The 16,141-nt window shown below is 64.6% G+C and carries 18 protein-coding genes; 5 read left to right on the forward strand and 13 right to left on the reverse strand.

The window, feature by feature from the left end:
- Nucleotide 1 precedes the first annotated feature (1 nt).
- From V1286_RS29415 to V1286_RS29455, 9 genes are all read right to left on the reverse strand, one after another.
- Nucleotides 2-190, reverse strand: coding sequence for a hypothetical protein (locus tag V1286_RS29415; RefSeq protein ID WP_334485566.1), 189 nt, complete (start codon nucleotides 188-190; stop codon nucleotides 2-4).
- 165 nt (nucleotides 191-355) lie between these two features.
- Nucleotides 356-493, reverse strand: coding sequence for a hypothetical protein (locus V1286_RS29420; RefSeq protein WP_190242038.1), 138 nt, complete (start codon nucleotides 491-493; stop codon nucleotides 356-358).
- A gap of 211 nt (nucleotides 494-704) precedes the next feature.
- A complete protein-coding gene (locus tag V1286_RS29425) occupies nucleotides 705-1,037 on the reverse strand; it encodes a hypothetical protein (protein ID WP_334485568.1) in 333 nt (110 codons plus the stop codon).
- 165 nt (nucleotides 1,038-1,202) lie between these two features.
- The gene (locus V1286_RS29430; protein WP_334489980.1) at nucleotides 1,203-1,841 is read right to left on the reverse strand and encodes a cation efflux transmembrane domain-containing protein; all 639 of its coding nucleotides are present in this window, start codon (nucleotides 1,839-1,841) and stop codon (nucleotides 1,203-1,205) included.
- A 36-nt stretch (nucleotides 1,842-1,877) separates the two neighbouring features.
- Nucleotides 1,878-2,084, reverse strand: coding sequence for a GDCCVxC domain-containing (seleno)protein (locus tag V1286_RS29435; protein WP_334485570.1), 207 nt, complete (start codon nucleotides 2,082-2,084; stop codon nucleotides 1,878-1,880).
- Nucleotides 2,085-2,141: 57 nt separating this feature from the next.
- Nucleotides 2,142-2,645: a hypothetical protein gene (locus V1286_RS29440; RefSeq protein ID WP_334485571.1), complete on the reverse strand. Its 504-nt coding sequence runs from the start codon at nucleotides 2,643-2,645 to the stop codon at nucleotides 2,142-2,144.
- Nucleotides 2,642-3,277 carry a permease gene (locus V1286_RS29445; RefSeq protein ID WP_417021193.1) on the reverse strand — a complete coding sequence of 212 codons (636 nt, stop codon included), beginning with the start codon at nucleotides 3,275-3,277 and terminating at the stop codon, nucleotides 2,642-2,644. Before V1286_RS29445 ends, V1286_RS29440 begins: the two co-directional genes overlap by 4 nt.
- Nucleotides 3,278-3,380: 103 nt before the next feature.
- A complete protein-coding gene (gene crcB, locus V1286_RS29450) occupies nucleotides 3,381-3,767 on the reverse strand; it encodes a fluoride efflux transporter CrcB (RefSeq protein ID WP_334485572.1) in 387 nt (128 codons plus the stop codon).
- 198 nt (nucleotides 3,768-3,965) lie between these two features.
- Nucleotides 3,966-4,565 carry a superoxide dismutase gene (locus tag V1286_RS29455; RefSeq protein WP_334485574.1) on the reverse strand — a complete coding sequence of 200 codons (600 nt, stop codon included), beginning with the start codon at nucleotides 4,563-4,565 and terminating at the stop codon, nucleotides 3,966-3,968.
- 180 nt (nucleotides 4,566-4,745) lie between these two features.
- Between V1286_RS29455 and V1286_RS29460 the strand changes: the two genes are divergently transcribed.
- The 3 genes from V1286_RS29460 to V1286_RS29470 all read left to right on the forward strand — a co-directional run bounded on the left by V1286_RS29460 (nucleotide 4,746) and on the right by V1286_RS29470 (nucleotide 7,276).
- Nucleotides 4,746-5,285 (forward strand): GNAT family N-acetyltransferase, encoded by a 540-nt coding sequence (locus V1286_RS29460; protein ID WP_334485575.1) that lies wholly within the window; start codon nucleotides 4,746-4,748, stop codon nucleotides 5,283-5,285.
- 86 nt (nucleotides 5,286-5,371) lie between these two features.
- Nucleotides 5,372-6,757, forward strand: coding sequence for an MATE family efflux transporter (locus V1286_RS29465; RefSeq protein ID WP_334485578.1), 1,386 nt, complete (start codon nucleotides 5,372-5,374; stop codon nucleotides 6,755-6,757).
- A 75-nt stretch (nucleotides 6,758-6,832) separates the two neighbouring features.
- Nucleotides 6,833-7,276: a DUF2147 domain-containing protein gene (locus tag V1286_RS29470; RefSeq protein WP_334485580.1), complete on the forward strand. Its 444-nt coding sequence runs from the start codon at nucleotides 6,833-6,835 to the stop codon at nucleotides 7,274-7,276.
- 150 nt (nucleotides 7,277-7,426) lie between these two features.
- Here the strand turns inward: V1286_RS29470 and V1286_RS29475 are convergent, their stop codons facing one another.
- The 4 genes from V1286_RS29475 to V1286_RS29490 all read right to left on the reverse strand — a co-directional run bounded on the left by V1286_RS29475 (nucleotide 7,427) and on the right by V1286_RS29490 (nucleotide 14,357).
- Nucleotides 7,427-8,581, reverse strand: a complete 1,155-nt coding sequence (locus tag V1286_RS29475) for a DUF3095 domain-containing protein (RefSeq protein WP_334485582.1) — start codon at nucleotides 8,579-8,581, stop codon at nucleotides 7,427-7,429.
- 76 nt (nucleotides 8,582-8,657) lie between these two features.
- Nucleotides 8,658-10,526 carry a molecular chaperone HtpG gene (gene htpG / locus V1286_RS29480; RefSeq protein WP_334485584.1) on the reverse strand — a complete coding sequence of 623 codons (1,869 nt, stop codon included), beginning with the start codon at nucleotides 10,524-10,526 and terminating at the stop codon, nucleotides 8,658-8,660.
- A 103-nt stretch (nucleotides 10,527-10,629) separates the two neighbouring features.
- Complete coding sequence (locus V1286_RS29485; protein ID WP_334485586.1) at nucleotides 10,630-12,645, reverse strand: HlyD family type I secretion periplasmic adaptor subunit; 2,016 nt, start codon at nucleotides 12,643-12,645, stop codon at nucleotides 10,630-10,632.
- The gene (locus tag V1286_RS29490; protein WP_334489985.1) at nucleotides 12,642-14,357 is read right to left on the reverse strand and encodes a type I secretion system permease/ATPase; all 1,716 of its coding nucleotides are present in this window, start codon (nucleotides 14,355-14,357) and stop codon (nucleotides 12,642-12,644) included. The genes V1286_RS29485 and V1286_RS29490 overlap by 4 nt, the downstream gene beginning before the upstream one ends.
- 341 nt (nucleotides 14,358-14,698) lie before the next feature.
- On the opposite strand from V1286_RS29490, the gene V1286_RS29495 reads away from it, so the two are divergent.
- Together V1286_RS29495 and V1286_RS29500 are read left to right on the forward strand one after the other, a co-directional pair.
- Nucleotides 14,699-14,923: a hypothetical protein gene (locus V1286_RS29495; protein WP_334485588.1), complete on the forward strand. Its 225-nt coding sequence runs from the start codon at nucleotides 14,699-14,701 to the stop codon at nucleotides 14,921-14,923.
- 13 nt (nucleotides 14,924-14,936) lie between these two features.
- Nucleotides 14,937-16,016: a hypothetical protein gene (locus tag V1286_RS29500; RefSeq protein ID WP_334485590.1), complete on the forward strand. Its 1,080-nt coding sequence runs from the start codon at nucleotides 14,937-14,939 to the stop codon at nucleotides 16,014-16,016.
- Nucleotides 16,017-16,141: the final 125 nt, after the last annotated feature.

Consider the following 16,141-nt stretch of genomic DNA (forward strand, 5'->3'; position numbering starts at 1 on the left):
CTCACCTCATCGCCACCAGCACGACGACCCATAGCCCGGCGCTGACGGCCAGCGCCGCGGCAAGGCGCGCGGTCACGGTCATGCGCAGGATCGACCAGGGGGCCGGCTGCGCCGGATGCGGCGTCGCCGGGCCATGGGAATGGGCGTGGCCGTGGTGATGGCCGGGATCGTGGGAATGGTCGCGAGGCATGGGAAAATGTTACATTATAACATTAAGGGAGTCCACGTGGTGGCGCGGCCGTAGACCGGCCCTCCCCAAAACACCCGGCCCGTCATGCGCCGCGAAGGCGGGGCATCCGGTACGCCGCGGCTTCTCGGACCCGCCGCTTCAACACGGCCGCCGGCCGGGGCAGCCTCAAATTCGAATACCCATCGATGAGGCCGCCAGCCGGATCATCTGTACGGCAGCGCCGGTGTAACGGCCACCGTTGAAATTGACATCAACAACCCACAAAACGAACACAGCAACAAATGCGGCGGTGACTGCTTTCATAAATTATTAACGATGAGGATACGGAACATGTTCCGGGCCTGCGTCGCGATAACGTGGTTGTCAGCGAGAGACGAGGCGGTGAGACGGATCAATCGTGCGGGTTACCCTCGCAGCAGACATAACCGCGTTCACCAGTGCTTTGCCGGCTGAACAACACAGGTGTTGGGCCAGGTCGCCATCTCGCAACCTGGCCCCACGTATAAAATAAACCCTACTGACAGACGTACATGATGCTGTCGCCGCCCTTGGTCGCAGTACCGGGCGTGCAGCCAATACCATTGCGCGCTGCGTAGTCAGACCAGCCGGTGTAGCTGTACCCACGCCCACTCCAGGGGCCACCGAAGTAGTAGGCCCTCACGGCGTACCAGGAGCCCGGCTCGACATAGACAGCCCTCGCGGCGTAACCACGCGTGATATAGACCCGCTTCTGCGCCTCGGCTTTATTGATCGACAGCGATATCCCGCCTTGATCGGACCAGCCAGGCGAAAACAACGCCGCGCATGCGAACGTCGACGCAGCAACGGCCACCGTTCTCAAAGTCATTTTCATGATCTCCTCCATTGCTAATCCCCGCGGCTTAAACCGTGCTTTTGCCGGTGGAGCGCCCTTTGACATAGATCAAGCGCCCAGCTCGTTCGGTTGGGGCTATGGCAGCAGGTGCTGGGAGGTAGCGTTGTGCAATTCGCGGGCCCGAGGTGAGGCCGCGGCTTAAGCCGTCGCTGCGGCGGGCGGCTTCAATTCGGCCAGAGCGTGCCGCACGACGGTCACTGCGCCTTGCAGCGCAAGCATGGCCATGATCGCGGCGACGATAATGTCGGGCCAGCCGGTGCCGGTGCCGAACACGCCAAGCGCAGCCAGCAGCACAGCCAGATTGCCCAACACGTCATTGCGCGTGCAAATCCAGGCCGACCGCATGTTGGCGTCACCCGTGCGGTGCCGCCACAACAGGTAAAAGGACAGCGCGTTGGCGACCAGCGCGGCAAAGCCGACGCTGCCCATGGTGATGGCCTGCGGCAGCGTGCCGTGCAGGGCATGCCAGCCGGTGACGCCGATAACCCACAGCCCGAAGACGCCCATCGTGGCGCCCTTGGCAAGCGCAGCGCTGGCCCGATAGCGCAAGGCCATGCCGACCACGAACAGGCTGATCGCGTAGTTCGCCGCATCGCCCAGAAAGTCGAGCGCGTCGGCCTGGAGTGAGGCAGAGCCCGCAGCCAGGCCCGCGCCGATCTCGACCATGAACATCGCAGCATTGATGCCGAGCACGGCCCATAAGACGCGCCGGAACGCGCTCACGTCCTGGCGCGGGCCGAGATTCAACGGTGGTGGTGCGCAGCAGTGATCCGCCATGACCGGAAGATAGTCGCAGGCAGCAACGTTACACAATCACGTGCAACACATTCCCTTGCCGTCCTGGACCGGCGGGCACCGCATGGTTCCGTACGAGCAGTAAACGCAGCAATCGCCCGGCTTGGGCTTGAGCCGGGTGCCGCAACGCCGACAGTCGTAGAAAAACTGGCAGGCGTTTGTCGGCATCGTCTCGGTTGCTTCGTTCCCGCACGAGGGACAGGTCAGCGTCGATTCAAGCTGCATGGACCTAAACTGAATGAGGACAGCTCCAAATTCAACCTCGGACGTGTGCACCTGATCTCACGGCTTCCCGATCACCATCGCGATCGCGGCAGCCAGGAACGGAAACGGCACCGACACCGCCGCGCGAAACCAGACGAACCGGGCCGGCATGAACGGAATTTCCCAGAGGATCATGCGCTGGAAGGCGAACAGCGCCCAGGCGACGACATAGGCGATCACCTGCGGCGGGCCGCCGCCGACCTTCAGCGCCACCGCGCCGATCGAGAAACCGACCACCGGGCCGCCGGGGGTGGCTGCGCCGGCGATGACCGCGGTCAAGACGCCGAACCAGCCGCTATCAGGGCCGAGCCAGCCGGTGATGACTTCCGGCGGGATCACGGCGGCGATGTAGCCGGAGCCGATCACGCCGAGCGCAATGCGCGGCACGATGTTGATGAAATCCATACTACCTTCGCGCACTGACGACACCAGCACGACGCGGCCGCGCTGCCAGGCCATGAAGCCGAGGATGGCGACCGAGCCCCACAAGGTGATGTCGATGATCAGCGCGGAGAGGGTCATGCCGGCGGCTCCGGCTCGCCCTTCGGGTACATCCGCACGAAGACGAAGCGGCCGAGCGCGCCGGCCAGCACCGGGATCGGCAGCGAGATCACGATCCGCCACAGCGTGAACTCCGTGCCCAGGATCGGCAGCTCCCAGGCGACCGCGCGGCCGTAGCCGATCAGCGTCCAGCTCACGACCATGGCGATGGTGGCGCCGAAATCGGCGCCGACCGTGAGCAGCGCCGCCGCCACCGGATAGGCGGTGAAGGGACCGCCCGGCAGGATCGCGCCGAACGCCGTTCCGATCAAAAGGCCCTTCAGGCCCGAGTTCGGCCCGAGCGCTCGCGAGACTTTGTCGTGCGGCAGAATTTCCGCAATGAAGCCGCCGAGCAGGCAGCCGGCCAGCACGCGCGGCATGATCTCACCAAACAGCCAGAGATCATGCGTGAGGATCCTGAGCACGCCGTCGATGCCGTCGCGCCGCCAGACCAGGCCTGCGCAAACCGCAACCAGCGCGCCGATCACGATCATCGACCAGCCGACCGGCTTGCGGGCGCGCCGGGGCTTCGGCTCGGCGTCATCGGCAGGCGCCGGGTCTTTTATCTGATCTTCTGACAAGGACGATGGGTTCGGCGGGTGATACGAATCCATCCTGCTTAGTCCCGCCATGGTGGCGACGCAACGATAGCCATGCGCATCTCAGGCATGCCCATGTGAGGGCGTCACGCAGCCCTGCCCGCCCCGGGCCATTCGTTCAGGCGAACTGGCGGACCAGCGCAAGGCCGGCAAACAACCCGGCAATCGAGAGCACCACCGAGCCAACGACGTAGAGCGCCGCGGATGTGAGTTCGCCGCGCTCGTAGAGCAGCGCCGCATCGAGCGAGTAGGCCGAAAACGTCGTGTAACCGCCGAGGATGCCGGTCATCAAAAACAGCCGCCAGGGCTGCGACGCCTCGCCCTTGAAGGCGAGATAGCCCGCGATCAGCCCCATCACGGTCGAGCCCGTGATGTTGATGATGAAGGTGCCCCAGGGAAAGCCGGTGCCGAAAGCGCGGGCGCAGGTGAGATTGATGAGATGGCGGAGACTCGCGCCAAGCCCCCCACCGAGAAAGACGAGTAGATAGCTTGCCGCGTTACCCACTGTTGCCCCGTGCTCACCCTCCCCTGGAGGGGGAGGGTCGACGCGAATGAAATGAGCGGCGGGGCGGGGTGAAAGTCTCTCCACCCGAACAGTGCCAGAGTTGAGAGATCACCCCACCCCGTTCGCATTCCGCTTCGCTGCATGCGAACCGACCCTCCCCCTCCAGGGGAGGGTGAAGAGTCGTATGGCGTCGACAGATCAACCAGCCTTGCCGAACAGCTCGTCGACATAGTCCCAGTTGATCAGATTATCGCAGAACGCCTTCAGATAGTCGGGACGGCGGTTGCGGTAGTCGATGTAGTAGGAGTGCTCCCAGACGTCGCAGCCGAGGATCGGCGTGGCGCCATGGACCAGCGGGCTTTCGCCGTTCGCGGTCTTGGAGATTTCGAGCTTGCCGTTCTTGACCGACAGCCAGCACCAGCCGGAGCCGAACTGACCGACGCCGGCGGCGGCGAAATCGGCCTTGAACTTGTCGAGACCGCCGAGGTCTTCGGTGATCTTCTTTTCCAGACGGCCGGGCAGCTTGCTGCCGCCGCCGTTCGGCTTCATCCAGTTCCAGAAATGCAGGTGATTGTAGTGCTGGCCGGCATTGTTGAACACGGCCGGATTCTTGCCGAACGAACCCTTGACGATCTCCTCCAGGGACTTGCCTTCGAATTCGGTCCCCTTGATCGCGTTGTTTCCGTTGGTCACGTAAGCCTGGTGATGCTTGTCGTGGTGGTATTCCAGCGTTTCCTTGGACATGTGGGGCGCAAGGGCGTCGTGGGAATAGGGCAGATTGGGTAGCGTGAAGGTCATGGGGTGATGTCCGAACTGATGGGAGACTTGGTCTGGTCTAACGGGAACTCTTATAGAAGGTTCCAATGCGCATAAACATCGCAATTTGGCAAGAACGCGCAAGGTTCTGGGTAACGCCCCTCCGCGTCCAGCGTATGACGGATATGGTGCCGACGGTTTTTGGCGCGATGAGGTAATGAAATGAGCATCGAGATCGACGTTCTGAACGGGGACGCATCATGGCCACGGGCCGAACCGCTGATGCAGGCGGTGTGGCCGGCGCATGTGGTTGAAAAGCTGTCGTGGGGTCACGTCAAATGGGCCCATGCCGATCTGCGCGTGCTGATCGACGCGCCGGAGGACGCAGCTCAGCCGGGTCTCGCCTGCCATGTCGGCATCTTCTTCCGCGACGCGACCTGGGACGGGCGCAAGGTCCATATCGGCGGCGTTGGCGGCGTCTCGACGCGCCCGGACTGCCGGGGGCGCGGCTATGCCTCGCTGGCGCTGAACGCCGCCATCAGGACCATGCGCGACCACGAAGCGGTGCGGTTTGCGATGCTGTTCTGCGAGCCGCACAATGAAGCGTTCTACCAGGCGCGCGGCTGGCAACGCTTCCTGGGCGAGGTCTATGCCGAACAGCCGGAGGGGCGCGTGCGTTTCGAGGCGATGGCGCCGTTCGTGTTCGATTTTACCCGCAAGCCGCGCGACGGAATCATCGACCTATGCGGCCTGCCGTGGTGACCCCTGCACGGGACGCGGGTGGCTAGCGCTGGTCTAGCCGGATAATATGTCATCCATAATTTATTCGATTTGGATGATCGTGACGCATGACCATTGACGCCCCGCTCGACATGCGTCCTACCACCGCAGTTCCGCCCGCGCCGGCCAACGGCCTGCTGACCTCGCCGATCCTGCCGACGCTGCTGAACCTGGCGCTGCCCAATGCGATCGCCATGGTGGGCACGACGTTGGTTGCCGTCGCCGAAACTGCCTATATCGGCCGGCTCGGCACCGAGCCGCTCGCCGGCATCGCGCTGGTGTTTCCCTTCGTGATGCTGACGCAGATGATGTCGGCGGGTGCGATGGGCGGCGGCGTATCGTCTGCGATCAGCCGCGCGATCGGCGCGGGGAATCGCGACCGCGCCGCTGATCTGGCGCTGCATGCGGCAATGATCGGTGCCTGCGCCGGAATCTTTTTCACGGTTACGATGCTGATTTTCGGCCGCGCGTTCTACACGCTGCTCGGCGGGCGCGGCGGCGTGCTCGAACAGGCCATGCAATATTCGCACGTGCTGTTCTCCGGCGCGATGGCGATCTGGCTGGTTAACACACTGGCCTCGGTGGTGCGCGGTACCGGCGACATGCGGATTCCGTCGGTGACGCTGATCGGCACCGCGCTGGTGCAGATCGCGGTCGGCGGCGCGCTGGGCCTTGGGCTGTTCGGCCTGCCCAGGCTCGGCATGGCTGGCGTTGCCGCAGGTCAGCTCACCGCCTTCACGCTCGGGGCGATCTTTCTGATCTGGTATCTCGTCAGCGGCCGCAGCCGGCTGGCGCTGAACTTCAAGGGCTTTAAATTCCAGCGCGACATGTTCTTCGACATTCTCAGGGTCGGTGCGGTGGCCTGCCTGTCGCCGCTGCAGACCGTGCTGACGGTGCTGATCTTCACCAAAATCCTGGCCGGCTACGGCACCGCGACATTGGCCGGCTATGGCATGGGCTCGCGGCTGGAATTTCTGCTGACGCCTATCGCGTTCGCCTTCGGCGTCGCCTCGGTGCCGATGGTCGGCATGGCTGTTGGCGCGGGGCTGGTGACGCGCGCGCGGCAGGTGGCGTGGACCGCGGGCATAGCTGCCGGCATCGCCGTGGGCGCCATCGGACTGATCGTCGCCGCGATGCCGTCGCTCTGGGTTTCGCTGTTCACCAGCGATCCCGGCGTCACCGCCGCGGCTTCTTCCTATCTGGTCTGGGCAGGCCCGGCGTTCGCCTTTTTCGGGATGGGCGCCTGCCTCTATTTCTCGTCGCAGGGGGCTGCAAAGGTCGGCGGCCCCGTGATGGCCGGCACCGCGCGATTGCTGATCGTCGGCGGCGGCGGCGCGTGGCTGGCCTCCGCGGGCGCGCCGGCATGGACATTGTTCGCGCTGGTGGGCGCGGCGATGGTCGTTTACGGCCTCGGTACGGCATTGTCGATCCGCCTCACCCGCTGGAGCAAATGATCGTGTTCGCGCAATCCGACATTGCACAAATCTGATTTGTTGTTATGCAGGCCTGCTTTTTTGGGGAAATGATTCATGGCTTGCAGAACGGCTTTCATCATCGCGATCTCGACGGCATTGCTGGCCGCCCCATCGGCTCGCGCACAGGGCGCCGGCGAGCCGACCGGCGTCTGGCAGACCCAGGCCGGCGACGCGCGGGTGAAAGTCAGCAAATGCGGCGGCGGCATCTGCGGCGTGATCGTTGGGTTGAAAGACCCGATCGATCCATCAACCGGCAAGCCCCAGGTCGATGACAAAAATCCCAATCCGGCGCTGAAGAAGCGTCCGATGATCGGCCTGCCGCTGTTCAGCGGCATGCAGCCGGTAGCGCCCAACAAATGGTCGGGCCAGATCTACAACGCCGATGACGGCGGCACCTACGCGAGCAGCGTCTCGGTGACGGGGACGGATACGCTGAAAGTCGAAGGCTGCGTCGGCGCACTCTGCGGCAGCGAAAACTGGACGCGTGTGGGGCGGTAGGCTCGATCAATCGCCGTTCCGTAGGGTGGGCAAAGCGCAGCGTGGCCACCATCTCTCCAGACCGTTGCTTTGAATGGTGGGCACGCGGAGCCTGTCATCGGGCGCGCATTCGCGCGACCCGGTGGCTTTGCCCACCCTACAGATCTTCGCTTAAGCCGCCATCGCCTTGAGCGCCGTCGCCGCGGAGGCGTAGCCGCCGCGGGCGCCGTCGATGAAGTGGACGTGATCGCTGCGCATCACCGAGGGCGTGAAGCAGGTCATCATCGCCGCGTCCTGCCGGTGCAGGCCGTAGCGCACGATCCGCTCTGAAGCTGCGTTGGCCAGAAGCTCCGCCAGCGCGCGCTCCAGCTCCTCCGTGCAATCGAGGATCATCCGCAGGCCGTCGTCATATTTGCGGAAGTCGGAATTCTCCACCACCTGCTGTACATAATTCTTCGGTACGAAATTGCCGACCTTGATGCCGAAGCGCATCACGACATAGGCCCACAGCGTCACCGCGAGCACGACGGTGCGCCGCTTCAACAGCGGCCCGCCGCGCGCCGCGCGCGCTTCAAACTCGACGCCGGCCGGCGGCCAGCGCAGCGGCGGCCCGCCCGGCGGCACCGGCCGCCCGGCATCCGGCGACTGTTCGACCCGCCTGATGATGTCCTCGATCACCTTGCGGAAGGCGAGCGGATCGGCGCCCCTGGCCGGTACCACCAGCACGGACAGAATGAGCCCGCGCGCGGAGGGAATTTCCTCGAACCGGCAAGAAAGCCCGGACAGATCGGGCTGCGTGCCCGGCGCCGCCGCCGGCACCGCAAACTCGCCGCGCTTCATCGCGGCATCTGCCCAGCCAAGCCCGCCGCCGGAAAACATCGCATAGGACAGATTGGCCGACGGGCCGAAGCGGGCGACCTTGATATCGAGGCCCTGCGCGCGGATGTCCTTGACCGGCACCAGCGCCACCCGCATCACCAGATCGAGATCGTGGCTGACCCATGCCGCCGTCGCCGCCAGCGCGTCGCGGGCGCGCGCGAGGTCTGAGGGCGACACCGCAAAGCTGGCGCCATCGCCGCCGAACACGAACGGAAATTCGCGCCCGTCAAGCGCGTTGGTGACGGCCGCGATGACGGCGGCGCCGGCCATGTTGACCGCCTTGTAGCGCTGGTTCGCGATCGCCTTGGTCGATTCCACGATGTCGGCGACGCCGACGGTCCAGTCATCAGGCAATGGCGAGTACATCGCCGGGTCCATCAGGCTGCCAAAGCCGCGAAAGACCGGGATCGCGCCGTAGAAAATGTCGGTGCCGTCAGGCGTCGTCATGGCAGTGAGACCCCCCGGGGTTCCAGCTTTCCAGCAGATACGGTCGATTTTGAAATCCGGTTCGCGACAGATCGTCCTACCCCTTCGCCAGCCCCCGCAGCACCAGCTGATTGAGCCGGCTGGCAAACGCGGCCGGGTCTTCCGGCAACTCGCCGTCGAGGATCTGCGCCTGCTCCAACAGCAGGAACGACAGATCTTTGGCCGCCTCCTTGTCGCCGGCAATCGCCGCGACCAGGGGATGGCGCATGTTGATCTCCAGGATCGGCCTGGTGGTGGGCGCCTTGTTCTGCATCGCCAGCAGCCGTTCGAGCATGCGGTCATGCGCGTCGCCGCCGGCAACGAGACACGACGCGCTCGCCGTCAGCCGCTGCGAGGCGCGCACGTCGGAGACGCGCTCGCCGAGCGCGTCCTTGATCAGCGCAATCGTCGTGGCTTCATCTGCGCCGGAATCTTCCTTCTTGTCCTCGGCCTTGTCATCCAATAGCGGGATCAGGGCGAAATCGATATCGCCCTGGCTCAGCGACTTCAGCGGCTTGCCGCCGAAATCGAGCTGGCCTGAGGTCCAGAACGCATCGACCGGATCGGTCAGCAGCAGCACCTCGATGCCGCGGGCGGTTGCCGACTCCAGTTTCGGGTTCGCCTTCAGCCGTTCGATGCTGTCGCCGGTCAGGTAATAGATGTCGGTCTGGTTCGGCTTGAGATCTTCGACATATTGCTTGAGCGCGCGCTTCTCGCCCTTGGTCGTGGTGAAGCGCGACAAGCCCAACAATTTCTCGCGGCGCTCAAAATCCTCCCAGATGCCTTCCTTGATCACGGGGCCGAACGCGTCCCAGATTTTGACGAACGCTTCCGGCTCCTTTTCACCGAGGCTTTCCAGCTCCGATATCACGCGGCCGGTGACGGCTTTGCGGATCTGGGTGAGTTGCGGATTGTTCTGCAGCATCTCTCTGGAGATGTTGAGCGGCAGATCCTCGCTGTCGATCACGCCGCGGATGAAGCGCAAATAAGCCGGCAAGACATCGGCGTCGTCGGCGATGAAGACACGGCGGACATAAAGCTTGACCTTGCCCTTGCGCGCCTGATCGAACAGATCGAACGGCTTGGTCGACGGCGCGAACAGCAGCACCGCATAGGACTGCCGACCCTCGGCGCGATAATGCAGCGTCATCGCCGGCTCGTCGAAGGCGCCGGCGATCTGTTGATAGGCCTGCTTGTAGTCCTCCGGCGAGAGCTCCGATTTCGGCCGCTGCCATAGCGCGCTGGCCGAGTTGATCTGGCGCGGCTCGCCCTCCTCCGGCACCAGTTCGATCGGGAACTGGATGTTGTCGGACCAGGCGCGGACGATGCGCTCGATCTCGTGCGTCTCGAGATATTTCGCTGCATCCTTCTTCAGATGCAGGACGATCTCGGTTCCGCGCGTGACGCGGGCGGCTTCCTCGTCGCTGGCCGGCGCGATTTCAAACCCGCTGCCGCCCGAGGACGACCAGACAAAAACTTGATCGGAACCGGCGCGGCGGCTGGTGACGACGATGCGCTCGGCGACCATGAACGCCGCATAGAAGCCGACGCCGAACTGGCCGATCAGATTGGTGCCGTCCTTGGCCTCGGTCAGGCGGGAGAGAAAGGATTTTGTGCCGGAGCGTGCGATGGTGCCGAGATTGTCGATCAGTTCCTGCCGGTCCATGCCTATGCCGCTGTCGACGACGGAAAGCGTATTGGCCTTCTTGTCCGGCGCGATGCGGATTTTGGGCGGCGCGCCGTCCGTGATCAGCTCAGGCGCCGATATCGCCTCATAGCGCAGCTTGTCGCAGGCATCCGATGCGTTTGAAATCAGCTCACGCAGGAAGATGTCGGTCTCCGAATAGACCGAGTGCACCATCAGATTCAGAAGCTCGGCGACCTCGGCCTGGAACGGCTGGGATTCGGGCGCAGTGGTGGTGGTCATACGGGGCTCGCAGGGAACAGGGCCAAAGGAAAGCCCTGATATAACGATGCCATCCGGGGTGGCAAGCTTTGCCGGGCCCCGCCAGACGCCTGTGCCCGCCCCCTTACCGCTCGATAAAAGCGCGTTGGAATTGATCTAGAATCGGCTTGAACAGATAGCTCAGCATGGTCCGGCTGCCGGTCTGCATGAACACTTCCGCGGGCATGCCCGAGGAGAGCTGCAGCCCGGCCAGCCGCCGGCGCTCTTCTTCCGGCAGCATGATCCGGACCGTGAAATAGGACATGCTGGTCTGCTGGTCGCGGGTGGTGTCGGGCGAGACATACGACACCTGACCGATCAACTGCGGCGTTACCCGCTGGTTGAAGGCCGAGAAGCGGACGAAAGCCTGCTGGCCTTTCCGCACCTGGTCGATGTCGTTCGGCTGCAACCGCGCCTCGATCTGCAGATCATCGGAATCCGGCACCACCTCCATGACGGTGTCGCCGGCGCGAATGACGCCGCCGATGGTGTGCGCGTTTAGCTGATGGATCACACCCGACGTCGGCGCGCGCATCTCGATGCGCTCGAGGACATCGCGCGCTGCGACGCTTCGTTCGCTGAGTTCTGCTTCCTTGCCCTGCGCCTCGCCGAGCTCCTTGACCACTTCCGTCCGCACATCCTGGTCGAGCCTGACCATCTGAAGCTTCGCCTCGTCGACCTTTGTTTTGGTCTCGGCGATGGTTGAGATCAACTGGCCACGTTCACCTTCTATCCTGGCGCTCTCGCGCTGCAAGGCGGTGAGCCGCGCGATTGGCACGAGGCGCTTGTCGAACAGCTCCTGCACGCCCGTGAGTTCGCCGGTGATCAGTTCCAGTTGCTTGGCCTTGGATGCGACCTGCGCCTCCAGGCCCACGATCTCCTCGCCAAGCTGCGATACCTTGCTCTTGAGCAGCTCCTTCTGACTCTCGCGTGCCGTCACCCGCGCCCTGAACAGCGACGCCTCCGAAGCAAGCAGCGTCTTGACATTGGGGTCGTCCAGCCGCGCCGACATTTCCGGCGGAATCGCCGGCCGGGGCTGACCGTCGCGCTCGGCGACCAGCCGCGCGATCTTCGCCCGCATATCGTCGAGCTGCTTGCTGACCACCTGAAGGCTGGCCTGCGCCTGCGTCGCGTCCAGCCGCAGCAGCAGATCGCCGGCGGTGACCCGCATGCCGTTATGGACCGGGATCTGCGCGACCACGCCGCCGGTCGGATGCTGGATGGCCTTGACGTTGGACTGCACCACCAGATTGCCCGGCACCACGACGGCGCCCGACAACGGCACCAGCGCCATCCAGCCACCTGCCAACCCGCCGACAACGATCAGCGCCCGCAAGCCGGTGCGCAATTCGCCCTCAAAGGCGCGCGCCGCCCGGACTACGATACTTTCGCCGGGCGCGCCCGCCACATCCGCCGATCCATCGCGATTGGCAAGGAATGCGACGCCGGCGGTCAGGCCATTGCGGACGACCCCCGTCACGGAACGTTCGCGCGGCACCGGGCCCGCCGGGCTCGGCGGCGCCAATTGGGGAGCCTCGATGCGCGGTGGCAGCCGTGTGTCGTCGATCGACAAAACCTCCGGCCGCGACCTCGGCATGTTCATGAGCGACGGATCATCGGGCGCGATGATCGGACCGCGCGCCTGCCGTTCATTCCGCCAGGAATTGCTTGAGGGAGCATTGCCTAAAGGAGCATTGCTTGAGGGAGCATTGCCCGCGGGGCCGCGCATGCCGCTCGCCGGTGGCGGGGCCATGAACTGCGGCTCGCGCGCGCTGCGTCCGCCCCGCGGCGCCGGAGGCTCGGGATCGAGAACCTCGGACTGGGATCCGAAGGGGCCGAGCCAATCCAGCACCCGTCCCATCTTGCCCTTTTTCTTCGACCGCTTCGGCCGGGCCTGGCGCGAACGCCGCGCGCCCGGACCTGGTTCGTCATTCGCCGGGCGGCGAAGCGGCGGCCGCTGGTCTTGCTCGAAAGCCTGTCGCAATCGTTGCAGTTCGAGGATCAGCGCCTGGCCTTGCGGCGCCGCGACGTCGTCATCCGTTCCGCCGAACCGCTGGCGCGCAACTCTTTCATCGGCATGCACGTGGTCAAAACCCCTCATGATGAAACACTCTCGGCAAGCGATGCGCGCTGTTCTGCCTTGGCCTGCGGCGGGGGCTGCGGCGATCCCGACGGCCCCTTGCCGCCAGCGTTGCGGACGCGAGCGAACACTTCTGCGCTCGGGCCGAACGCGATCGCCTTGCCTTCGTAGAGCACCATCGTCATATCGAGCGCGGAGAGCGCGCTCGGGCGATGCGAGATGACGACGACGATGGATTTGTTCTGGCGCATGATCCCGATAGCGCGCGTCAAGGCGTTCTCACCGTCGGCATCCAGATTGGCGTTGGGTTCGTCGAGCACGAGCAGGAAGGGATCGCCGAACACCGCCCGCGCCAGCCCTACCCGCTGCTTCTGGCCAGCCGACAGCGACATGCCGCCCTGCCCTATTCGCGTCGCATAGCCCTCCGGCAGGCGCAGGATGATGTCATGGACACCTGCGATCTGCGCGGCCTTCAGGATGGCATCCGAACTCGCGTGCTCGTCGAAGCGGCAGATGTTCTCCGCCACGGTACCGTCGAACAGGCCAACATCCTGCGGGAGATAGCCGATGTGCCGGCCGAGATCTTCGTTGCGCCATTGATCGAGCGACGCGCCGTCGAGCCGCACGGCGCCCCGATGCGCCGGCCAGATTCCAACCAGCGCCTTCGAGAGCGAGGTCTTGCCTGACGCACTCGCGCCCAACAGCGCCAGCCCGGAGCCGGCCTTGAGCGAAAACGTGACACCCGACACGATCGGCATGTCGAAGCCCGGTGCTGCCACCGCGAGATTCTGCACGGACAATTCGCGGACGGGACGCGGCAGCATGACCGGCGGCGCCGGAGGCTGAGCGGTCGCCTTGCAGATGTCGCGCAGGCGCGCCAGGCCCTGGCGGGCTGCGGACAGTTGCTTCCAGGTGCCAAGCGCGATTTCGACAGGCGCGAGCGCGCGCCCCATCAGGATCGAGGACGCGATCATGATGCCGCCCGACGCCTTGTCGGCGATGACGAGATAGGCGCCCATGCCCAGCATTCCCGATTGCAGGACGTAGCGCAGCACTTTCGCGCTCGAGCCGAGATTGGCATAGACGTCGGTCGCGCGGATGTTTTCCTGCAGGTACCGCTCGTTGGCTTGCGACCAGCGCGCCGTCAGGCGATCCGTCATGCCGAGGGCGCGCACGATTTCCGCGTTGCGCTGAGTCGCATCCGCCAGCACCTGCCGCTGCGCGTTCAGGTCCATTGCCGCCTTGGTCGCGCCGCGCGAGATCCGCTCGGTCACCAACGTCATGGCAATGATCGCCGCGGTGCCAAGCAGCGCCGTGAAGCCGATCAGCGGATGAAACAGAAACAGCCCGATCAGGAAGACCGGGATCCACGGCATGTCCAGGAACGCCGTCGGCCCCAGGCCCGACATGAAGGTGCGCACCTGATCGAGATCGCGCAGCGGCTGCTGCATCAAGACCGGCTTCACCCCGCGCAGCGGCAAGGTGGCGAGCGCCCAATGGATCGACCCCTGCAGCGCGCCATCGAACAGCGTTGCGATCCGGCAAAGCATCCGCGACCGCATCGCATCGAAATATCCCTGCACCACGTAGGCGATCAGCACCATCAAGGACAGGCCGAACAGGGTCGCGAGGTTACGGCTCGGAATCACCCGATCGTACACCTGCAACATATAAAGCGAGCCTGACAGCATCAGGATGTTGATGACGCCGCTGAAGACGGCGACGCCGATCATGCGGCGCGCGCTCGCGCGCATCGCGGTCGCGACGGGATCGTCGGCAGCCAGCGTCGATAACAGGCCGGAAATTGCGCGGGGCGTCGGTGCTGCCCGCGCTCGGCTCTGTGCCTGACCCTGAGCGATACTCATTGAACTGCCCTTCGACCCGCTCGAGCGGGTCTCCCTGCAAGTCTCCTTGACGCGCGATGCAGACCATTTTTCGGCGAGAATGCGACGAATGCCGATTGTTCAAGTTCGCTCCTGGGTAGAACGGTGGCAAAGGCCTCGTTGTCGCCTATCCGGTGTGCGCGGCCGAGCAAAATTCCGGCACGGGAGGGACAGCGTCCCGGATTTGCGCGATGGACGCCGACATGGGCTGCGATATCCCTCTTTCGAACGCGTCTAATTCGCCGTTTTTCGGCGCGCCGCGCGTCATGGATTCGTCCGTCTATAACCTTGCTTCGGCGCTCATTGGTCGCTGTGTCGGCCGAATGACGCCACGAAGCTCCGTGATCCTTCATCGTGCGCACATCCTGCTTTCTGGCGGAGGATTGCGCCCATACGTCATGAAACTGAGTGAATAGCAGGGGACGAATGATGGCGGGCTTCGCTGACAAGGAGTATCTTCGCGACGCCGATTTGCCGATCGATGAGGTCGCGAGTCCGCAAGCCGCTCCGGAATCGCCGTCCGCCGTGCCCCCTCCCGACGAAACGCCGCCTGCCAGGCATGCGCCCGGCTCCTCAACCCCTCCGAATCTTCTCGACCTCGGCACGACCTTCAATGGTACGACGCGGTCGCTGGTCGGCGACGTTTGGCAGAACGGCCCCGAGGAGGGCGGCAAGGTATCCGGAAGCGTGACGCCCCATACGAACGATCTCGCGGCGGCTCAGAGCGGATTGCTGGCCGGGATCAATGCGGGGCAGTTTTCCGGCGCCGCGCTCGGCCATGTTCAGGCGATCTTGTCCGACATCACCACCGCCATCTCGGCAGCCAACGCCTCGGTGAGTGGAGGAGGCATGCCCGGCGCAGAACAAACGCTCCGCGCCAGCCATCTCAGTATTCTCAACACCGTCAATACCGATCCCGTGCTGGCGAATCCGGGGACGCAGAACGGGGTAACCGAACCAATCCCGGCGCGCGAGGATGCCCCCGCTGACAAGACGGAGGCCACCGCGCCGGACGCCAATTCGGCGGAGACCACCCATCTGGCGGAGGCCGGCGATGCCGAAAACACGGCGCAGATCGACGAGAACCTCGATGCTGCGATAGCGGAGATGGAAGCGTTGATAGCTGCAAACCCCGATCTGTTCGTTGGGTTGACCGTCGACGATGCCGACGAGATCGTGCAGCAGATCCAGCTCGAACTCAGCCATATCCACAAGGGGGAGGTCCCTCCTGGTGCGGCACAGCACATCAGTGGCGATATCACCGATATCGTTACGGGGGATATCGATCTGGCAAGCATGACTGCGCAGGGCCCGCCGAACTCGCCTGGACAGCAGGCCGTCAACATCGTCGGCGCCAGCGAAACCCAGGCCTCGCCGCCAGTTTCCACCATCGCGACCGGCGATGTGCCGGTCACCATTGTTACGACGGAAGCCCCCACGACCGTCGTCGATCACAGCCAATCGGGCATGCCCGAATTGACACATCATTTACATCACACGTGGGGATAGCGGCGCGCGGCGCGGCCTCCAGCCGTCCCCATGTCCCGGGGATGCTGGAGGCCGACACATCGAGCAAAGAACGCGTTCGCCGATCCGGCGCACGCAGCGGGCGCAGAGAACAGGTTTTAGCCGGC

This window comes from Bradyrhizobium algeriense (genome assembly GCF_036924595.1).
Lineage (GTDB): Bacteria > Pseudomonadota > Alphaproteobacteria > Rhizobiales > Xanthobacteraceae > Bradyrhizobium > Bradyrhizobium algeriense.